The sequence below is a fragment of the Aeromicrobium sp. genome, from assembly GCF_014378035.1.
Classification (GTDB): Bacteria; Actinomycetota; Actinomycetes; order Propionibacteriales; family Nocardioidaceae; genus Aeromicrobium.
The window spans coordinates 1-7,480 of sequence record NZ_JACMOM010000183.1; the positions used below are offsets into that span (position 1 = coordinate 1).

Sequence of the window (7,480 nt, forward strand, 5' to 3'; positions counted from 1 at the left end):
ACCGGCTCGCTGCACCGGGTGGCCGGCTTTGCCGGTCGCGATGACATGTCGAAGGGGCTGCTGGTCAAACGGGTCAGGGACCCCGCGATCTGCTCGGCCCATTCCCGCGACCGAGCAGAGCTGCGCACCGAGCTCGGTCTCCCAGCAGGCCGACGGATCATCGGAATCTTCGGCGGCGTCTCCGAGCGCAAGAACGCCCCCATGATCTGGGAGGCCATGCAGGCCGCCGGTATCGAGGCAGACCTGTTGCTAGCCGGCAGTCTGTCTGCCGGGGTCTCCGCGTGGGTGGAGTCGATCGAACCGACGCCCGGCGGGGAGGTGATCACCCGGCAGGGCTTCTTGTCCAACGTCGTGCTCGACCAGCTCGTCGCCGCTTCGGACGTGGCCGCGCTCGTGATGACCAACAACGGCCCCAGCGGTATCATGGGCAAGGCCTTGGCGGCGGGCGTGCCGGTGGTGACGGCCGGATCCGAGGTGCGGGCCCGCGAGGTGCGGGCGACCGACGGCGGCGAGATCGCCGATGTCGCCGCGGTGAGCATCGGTGCCGCGCTTGATCGAGCGCTGGCCCGCGACCCGGACGCCCCCAGCCGCAGCACCGTGCCTCTCGCGACGGCCGAGAGCTTCGCTGCGGGCATCCTGGGCGCCCGGCCCAGGACGAAACGGGCCTGACCCGTGACAAGTTCAACAGGACCACGTGAGCGGCCGGGCTCCCGGTTGGTATTGTCCGGTTCCCACGATGATCGAGGAGAATTCCGTTGCGCATCGCGGTTCTGATGACGGGCCTGACGGCCTACCAAGACAGCTGCTTTCGCGAGCTGAGTGACCTCGGTGACGAGCTGCTGCTCGTCCATCCGAGCTCGATGCCCTTCGCCCCGTTCGACCAGGACAATTTGAGCCGCAAGGTCGAGCGCGTGGTCTGGGACACGATGCCCGGGCCCGATGAGCTGGTCCCCGTCGTGGAGGAGTTCAGGCCGGATGTCGTGATCATGTGGTCCTGGGACGGCAAGGGCTACCGCGCCGTCATGAAGGCGATGAAGGGCCGGGCGCTCCGGGTCGTCTTCACCAGCAACTTCTGGCACGGCAGCCTGAAGCAGAGGATCGGCCTGCTGGCCCACCGGTTCTACGTCGACCCGCTCTTCGAGTGTGCGTGGGTACCCGGTGAGCGCTCCGAGCTGTTCGCGCGGCGTATCGGGTTCGCGGGCAAGGACATCATCCGCGGTGCCAACTCGGCCGACACCCCGATCTTCGACCGCGGTCCCCGCGATCCCGAGGAGCTCGCAGGACGCCGCACCTTCCTCTTCACCGGTCGCCTGATCTGGCACAAGGCGCCGACCGAGCTGGCCGAGGCATACCGCCGCTACCGCACGTTGGTCGACGATCCATGGGATCTCGACATCGCGGGTGACGGACCCCTCAAGACGGAGTTCGACGGGATCAGGGGAGTCAACCTTCACGGTTTCGTGCAGCCCGCGGGTCTTTCCGACCGGATGCACCAATCCTCGGCCCTGCTGATGCCGTCGCACATCGAGTGGTACGGCGTGGTGGTCCACGAGGGCGCCGTCGCCGGGCTCCCGCTGATCTGTTCCGACGGCGTCGGAGCAGTGCCCCACCTGCTGCAGGATGGGTTCAACGGCTGGACGGTGCCAGCAGGCGACATCGACGCCCTTGCGGAGGCGATGGCGCGAATGTCCACGCTGAGCACCGAACGCCTGGGCACGATGTCGGAGGGCAGCCGAGCGCTGGGCAGCCGGCTCACCCCTCGGATCTGGGCCCTGAACCTGCACGAGCAGCTCGAGTTCCGCGTAGACCAAAGGCAATTGCACGCCACGGAGGCAGACCGATGAGCACGAGATCCCGAGTCATCAACTCGGCGGCGACCCGGCTGGGACGTCACGGATTCGAGGTACGGCGACACTCGGCCGCTCGTCGTCAGTCGGTCCTCGCCAAGCATGAGGTCGACCTCGTCCTCGATGTCGGTGCCTCCACCGGCGGCTACGGAACCGCGCTCCGGTCATTCGGCTACACCGGGCAGATCGTCTCGTTCGAGCCCCTCGCCGCCGCATTTGCCGAGCTAAGCGCCACGGTTGCCAGCGACCCGCTCTGGACCGCTCGCAACACGGCCCTCGGCGCCGAGCCGGGAGAGGCCACCATCAACATCGCGTCCAACAGCGCCAGCAGCTCGTTGCTGCCGATGCTTGACGCGCACGTCGAGGCGGCGCCATCGATCACCTATGTTGGGCAGGAGACCATCGTGGTGGCCCGGCTGGACGACGAGGTCGGCGAGCTGATCGCGACTTACCGGCGGCCGTTCCTCAAGCTCGATACCCAAGGGTTCGAGCGCGAGGTCCTCGCGGGCGGCGGCGAGACGGTGGCGTCGTGTGTCGGCCTCCAGATCGAGCTGTCCCTGGTCCCCCTCTACGAGGGCGGAATCCTCATCGACGAGGCGCTCGGCTGGGCATACTCCAACGGCTTTCGGATGGTTGGCATCGAGCAGGGCTACGCCTCGCCATCTGGTGAGATCCTTCAGATCGACGGGGTGTTCTTCAGGTGAACAATTCCTTCCCACTATCGTCTGGGCCATGTCGTTGCTGACCACGTCCGAGGGGCTCGGCTTTCGCGACCTCGTCTTCTCTGATCTTCGGCGCTATCGTCCTGACGAGAGGCCGACATGGCGAGGAGTATTCACACGCTGCCTGTCCAATCCGGGAGTCACCGCTTCAGTCATCGTGCGTGCTCAACAGATTGCGTTTCGAAAAGGGCGGATTCGAACGGCATTCCTTCTTCGCACACTTGGCATGGTGCTGGTCAGTGCGGATTTCGTTCCGGGTGTGAACATCGGTCCGGGGCTGCTGATGCCGCACCCGAACGGAGTGGTTTTCGGCAACGGGTTCGTCGTGGGATCGAACGTGACCTTCGGTGCTGGAGTGACGGCCGGAGTGAGGCAACCGGACGACCCGGGTGGGTTCCCGGTGGTTGGCGACGGGGCGATCGTGCTGACCCATGTGGTGCTGGCTGGCCCAATCAGGGTGGGGATGCACGCGCAGGTGGGGGCCAACTCCGTCGTGCTTTCCGACGTGGCCGACTATGCGGTCGTCGTTGGCTCGCCCGCTCGTCAGGTTGGCACGCGAGAGGTGCAGTTATGAGCGCCGACGCTGCGGGACACGACTCGGAATCCTTCTGAGACCAGTCACCGGTGAATGGTTGCTCAGCGGTGGGCGCGCTTTGGCGCCCGGCTCCGCAGCGCGATGCCGAGTGCGAGGCAGCTCAGGACGCCCACGGCAAGCATGGTCATGCCGACGGCCGGCAGGTTGTCGGTCAGTGAGGCCGCCCCGATGCCCAGCACGAGCACAGGGGTGAGCGCCAGCTCGATCCACGACGCGGTGCCCCCCCTGCCTTGGCCCTGCAGGATGGAGATGAGCACCTTGCGGATCCCGAAGAAACCGTCGGCCAAGATGAGCCATCGGGCCGTCCCGATGGCTCCCTCGAAGTCCGTGCCGAACGCCAGGCGGATGACCGGCGCCACCACGATCTGCAGGGACACGACGATCATGATGACGAGCCCGACGGTGACGAGAAGCCAGCGTCGGGCGACGGCTCGCTGCGCGTCGGGGTCGGCGTGGTTCTGAGCCACCTGTGGCAGGACGATGACCGACACCGCGTTGCCCACCGTGCCGCACAGGTTGCCGACCGCGATTGCCGCGGCATACAGGCCGAGGGCGGCGTTGCCCAGGAAGGTCCCGACCAGGATCCGGTCCAGTCCGAGACTGTCCAGCGGGCGCACGCTGCTCACGTATGTCGTGCGGGTGTCCCGCCAGAGATGCCGCTCGTCGAGACGGTCCTCGCGGCGGTGGGTCGGGCGGGCCAGAGCCGCGAAGCCGATGACGTTCCCGATGACCGAGGCGGCGAAGGACGAGAGCAGCACGTCGGTGGTGCTCCACTGCCATCCCGCGAGGAAAGTAGTGGTCAGAGCGACGGCGAACAGGAACTGGGGGATCAGGGCCACGACGATCATGCGTAAGAGGTGGCCGGCCTCACCCTGCAAGGAGGCGATCAGCAGGCGGGACAGGATGGTCTGCAGTGTGATGGCGAACATGATGGCCGCGAGGGAAAGCCGATCGGACCCGGCATCTGATCTGTGAAGCCAGAGCATGAAACCCGCTGCGACGATGCACGGGAGAAGAATCAGCCAGGCCCGGGAACGCACGATCCCGCGGAGCCCGTCGCGAGCACCGACGTGACGCTCGGCGAGGTTCTTCGCCAGTGCCGTAGGCAGACTGCCGCCGAGCGTGAGCTGCGAAGCGAGGAGGCCGAGCGCAAAGACCAGCGCGACGATGCCGCGCCCTTCGACACCGAGGAGGCGTGCGGTGATGACCCCGGTGACGACCGTGAGTCCCTGGAGGCCGAAGGTTCCGCCGACCAGGACGACGAACGTCGCTCTACCACTCATCTGCTTCGGCGATCGGCTCGGTTCGTTGCCCACCGTGGTCACCGCTAGAGCATACTTTCGTCTGCAGCCTGTCGTGTCGTCCTCCCGATTCAAGGAGCAGTCCGTGTCGCAATCTCTCCCCCTTCCCCTTCCCCTTCGGGTTCTCGTCAAGGGCGCCTCGACGGTGAACTGGGTCTCGTGGATGGGAGGGCCGCGGGACGACTTCACCTTCCCCCGGGCGATCGAGGCGCAGCTGCTTGCCGATGGCCAGCCCTGCGACGTGCGGACCATCACGATGCCCTCCGAGCGCACCTCGACGATCCTGAACACCTGGCAGAGGGAGGTGCTGGGCTTCTCACCAGACGTCATCGTGCTGGTCTACGGGCACTACGAGACCATCCACCTCTTCCTGCCGCGGTGGCTCGAACGTCATGTGAACAGTCTCAGGGCCAAGCCGCGGCGGGCGGGCCGGCTTTACCGGCGGCTTGTGCTCCGACCCTCGTGGATGGCACTGGCCCGGCTCCAGGCGAAGATCGACTCGACGATCGACCCGACTGTGCGACGTCATCGGCCCAAGCAGGTGGCAGCAGACCTCGAGCAATACATCACGCACGTGCAGAAGGTCGGCAGCCCGCTCGTCGTGCTGTTCGAGCTGCTGCCTCCGACCGGCAAGTACATCAGCTGGTTCCCTGGAATGGCGACAAGAATGAAGGTGATGAACGAAACCATTGCCGACCTCGTCGAGCGGATCGCGCGACCCAATGTCCGCTACTTCCGGGTCAGCGAGCTTGTCGACGAGCACTTCGGCGGTGACCTCGAACTCGCCGCATCTGACGGCTTCCACTACACGCCTGAGCTGCACCGGCTGATCGGCGCAGCCCTGGGCAGGGAGATCGAGGAGTGGGTCCAGACCCAGACGCATCTCGTGCAGGGCGCCAGACCCTCGTGAGGGCGCCTCTCGCTGCTGCTCTCCACGCCGACGGTCCGGCATCACGACCCAACCCGTGCTCGCCGCCCTGGGTGCGCCGGGTCAGGTAGTTCTCACGACGCCTCAGTCGTCGGCGAGCCGCACGAACAGCCCGTCGACCTGGAGCATCCGACCGTTCCGGTCGGAGATGCCCGGCTCGAGCTGCTGGATGCGGTAGCCGTCCGCCGACATCCGTGCCACGAGCTCGTCGAACAGCAGCTGACCGTCGTAGAGCTCGACGAACGAGAGCTCGAGCTGGATGGCACCGACCTGGCCGATCAGGTCGCCAGCACCCCGCAGCACCTCTCCCTCGAACCCCTGGGTGTCGATCTTGAGGAGTGTGCGGGCCGGGTCGAGGTCGTGCGAGGTGACCAGGTCGCGCACCGTCGTGACCGGCACCTCCTCGGTGGCGATGTACCGCGACTGTGGAGCGGTGTCGAGGTGGGCGGCCGTCATGTCGCGGATCGAGGACGAGAAGGAGTTCTGCGAGACGTTGATCGTGGCCGTGCCCGGCTCGGCGCCGACGGCGGTCTTGAGCGCCGTCCAGCACTCGTCGCGCGATGCCCGCTGGTTGAGCTCGTCGAAGGCCCCGTCCAGCGGCTCGCAGCTGATGATCGTGCCGGAGAAGCCGGCACTGCGGGTCAGGACCGCGTACTGGCCGACGTTCGCACCGATGTCGAGCATGGTGTCGAGCCGGCGCGACTGCAGGGTCTTCACGAGGCGACTCGCGTAGGGACCGCGGCCGATCTCGATGTCGGCGCGCTGGAGAGCACGTCGTAGCCAGAGCTTGCCGGTCTCGCGGGTCCGGTTGGTCAGGGACTGATCTGTCATGTGTGCGTTGCCTCCGGGTTCGTGGGACTTCATTCGGCGAGCATCTCCTCGAGTGCGGCGAGCACCGCTTGCGGGGAGAGATGGATGTCGTTCTGGACGCCGGACATCCGCCGCTCCGGGCGATCTGGCTCAACCGGGTCGGCGACCAGGTAGCGGTAGAGCGAGTCATTGATGTTGTCGGCGATGGCCCAGTAGCCCGGATTGAGGTAGCGGGGTGCGAAGAGCTCGAGCACCCGCACTCCCTCAGGGGCGAAGTTCAGGTTGACCAGCCCGGCGCCATGAGGTGCGACGACGACCTCGGCGGCGGCGAAATGATCGATCTGATCCTGCACCGAGGCTGGACCCGGGTCGAATCGGGTGAACCCGAGCGGCTCGAGGGCCGCCATCAGCTCGGTTTCCCGGACGAATCGGCGGGTGTTCGGGACGTTGCCGCGGGTGACGTAGAGCCGCTTGGGTCGTCCGGCGACCTCACGGGCCGGGAGGTTCTCGCGCAGCCACTGGGTGATCCAGCGGGGTGCCAGGGTGCGCTGGTTGTTCAGGCACGGGACGAGGAGCCGCTCGGCCTGCACGGACATGTTCTTGGCCGGCTCGATCAGCGGGAACCCGTCGAGGCCCGCCATGCTGATGAGCTGGCGGTCCCACTGGGTGCGATGGCTGATCACGATGTGGTCCGGCCGCGTCCCCGGAAGTGCCTCCTGGAGCACTCCCCAGCGGGGCAGCGTGTCCATGAGCGAGTGGTAGTAGTTGCGTCCCGACGCATGCGAGGCGAGCGAGAGCACACTGCCCTCGAGGTGCTCCGGCTCGGGAAGTCGGCCTCTGAGGTAGATCGGGTGCTCGCGCCAGCCGTGGATGCCGAAGTAGTTGCTGGTCTGCAGGTCCAGCACGCCGCCGGGGGTGACGGTGGCGGCATAGTCGCCGACGAGCCGCCCCTGATCGACGTCGAGGACGTAACGGGGGGGCACGTCGTGATCACGGACGTCGTCCCAGAAGCGCATGGCGGCGGGACTCCCGTGGGGGACGTCGCGCCGCAGGTGCTCCGCGGGTCCGCCCGTGTGGAGTCGCACGTCGTGCGGTTCCCCGGCGGCCGTGGCGATCGAGGTGGGAGCAGCGGAGCGTGGGACTGCCCTGTCACCACCAAGGCCGAAGCCACGGGTGATGCGCCCGACTGTGCGTGTGGCGGCCCGGTGGGTCAGCTTGGCCGCCGGCCAGAGAGGTTGCAGCGCGGGGGGTAACCGGGTCATCAGCCGGCTCAGGCG

The 7,480-nt window shown here is 67.1% G+C and carries 8 protein-coding genes; 5 read left to right on the forward strand and 3 right to left on the reverse strand.

Going from position 1 to position 7,480, the window contains the following annotated elements; genetic code table 11:
• The 4 genes from H7290_RS09485 to H7290_RS09500 form a co-directional block, all read left to right on the forward strand.
• Positions 1-669, forward strand: a 669-nt coding sequence (locus H7290_RS09485) for a hypothetical protein (protein WP_290513774.1), incomplete at its 5' end; no start/stop codon positions are given.
• An 86-nt stretch (positions 670-755) separates the two neighbouring features.
• The gene (locus H7290_RS09490; protein WP_290513775.1) at positions 756-1,844 is read left to right on the forward strand and encodes a glycosyltransferase; all 1,089 of its coding nucleotides are present in this window, start codon (positions 756-758) and stop codon (positions 1,842-1,844) included.
• On the forward strand, positions 1,841-2,551 hold the full coding sequence (locus tag H7290_RS09495; RefSeq protein WP_290513776.1) for an FkbM family methyltransferase: 711 nt from the start codon (positions 1,841-1,843) through the stop codon (positions 2,549-2,551). Before H7290_RS09490 ends, H7290_RS09495 begins: the two co-directional genes overlap by 4 nt.
• Before the next feature lie 28 nt (positions 2,552-2,579).
• The gene (locus tag H7290_RS09500) at positions 2,580-3,143 is read left to right on the forward strand and encodes a hypothetical protein (protein ID WP_290513777.1); all 564 of its coding nucleotides are present in this window, start codon (positions 2,580-2,582) and stop codon (positions 3,141-3,143) included.
• Between the two features lie 62 nt (positions 3,144-3,205).
• Here H7290_RS09500 and H7290_RS09505 read toward each other — a convergent pair whose 3' ends face one another.
• On the reverse strand, positions 3,206-4,489 hold the full coding sequence (locus H7290_RS09505; protein WP_290513778.1) for an oligosaccharide flippase family protein: 1,284 nt from the start codon (positions 4,487-4,489) through the stop codon (positions 3,206-3,208).
• Between the two features lie 61 nt (positions 4,490-4,550).
• Here H7290_RS09505 and H7290_RS09510 point away from each other — a divergent pair, with 61 nt between their 5' ends.
• On the forward strand, positions 4,551-5,375 hold the full coding sequence (locus tag H7290_RS09510) for an SGNH/GDSL hydrolase family protein (RefSeq protein ID WP_290513779.1): 825 nt from the start codon (positions 4,551-4,553) through the stop codon (positions 5,373-5,375).
• Positions 5,376-5,477: 102 nt separating this feature from the next.
• Here H7290_RS09510 and H7290_RS09515 read toward each other — a convergent pair whose 3' ends face one another.
• Together H7290_RS09515 and H7290_RS09520 are read right to left on the reverse strand one after the other, a co-directional pair.
• Positions 5,478-6,257 (reverse strand): FkbM family methyltransferase, encoded by a 780-nt coding sequence (locus H7290_RS09515; RefSeq protein ID WP_290513780.1) that lies wholly within the window; start codon positions 6,255-6,257, stop codon positions 5,478-5,480.
• A partial coding sequence (locus tag H7290_RS09520; protein WP_290513781.1) for a glycosyltransferase family 61 protein occupies positions 6,254-7,480 on the reverse strand: 1,227 nt, incomplete at its 5' end. The genes H7290_RS09515 and H7290_RS09520, both read right to left, overlap by 4 nt.

What these genes read in the sequence shown, in the direction of transcription:
- H7290_RS09495 (WP_290513776.1), top strand. Translation starts at nt 1,841, where the DNA reads ATGAGCACGAGATCCCGAGTCATCAACTCGGCGGCGACCCGGCTGGGA.
- H7290_RS09500 (WP_290513777.1), top strand. Translation starts at nt 2,580, where the DNA reads ATGTCGTTGCTGACCACGTCCGAGGGGCTCGGCTTTCGCGACCTCGTC.
- H7290_RS09515 (WP_290513780.1), bottom strand. Translation starts at nt 6,257, where the DNA reads ATGAAGTCCCACGAACCCGGAGGCAACGCACACATGACAGATCAGTCC.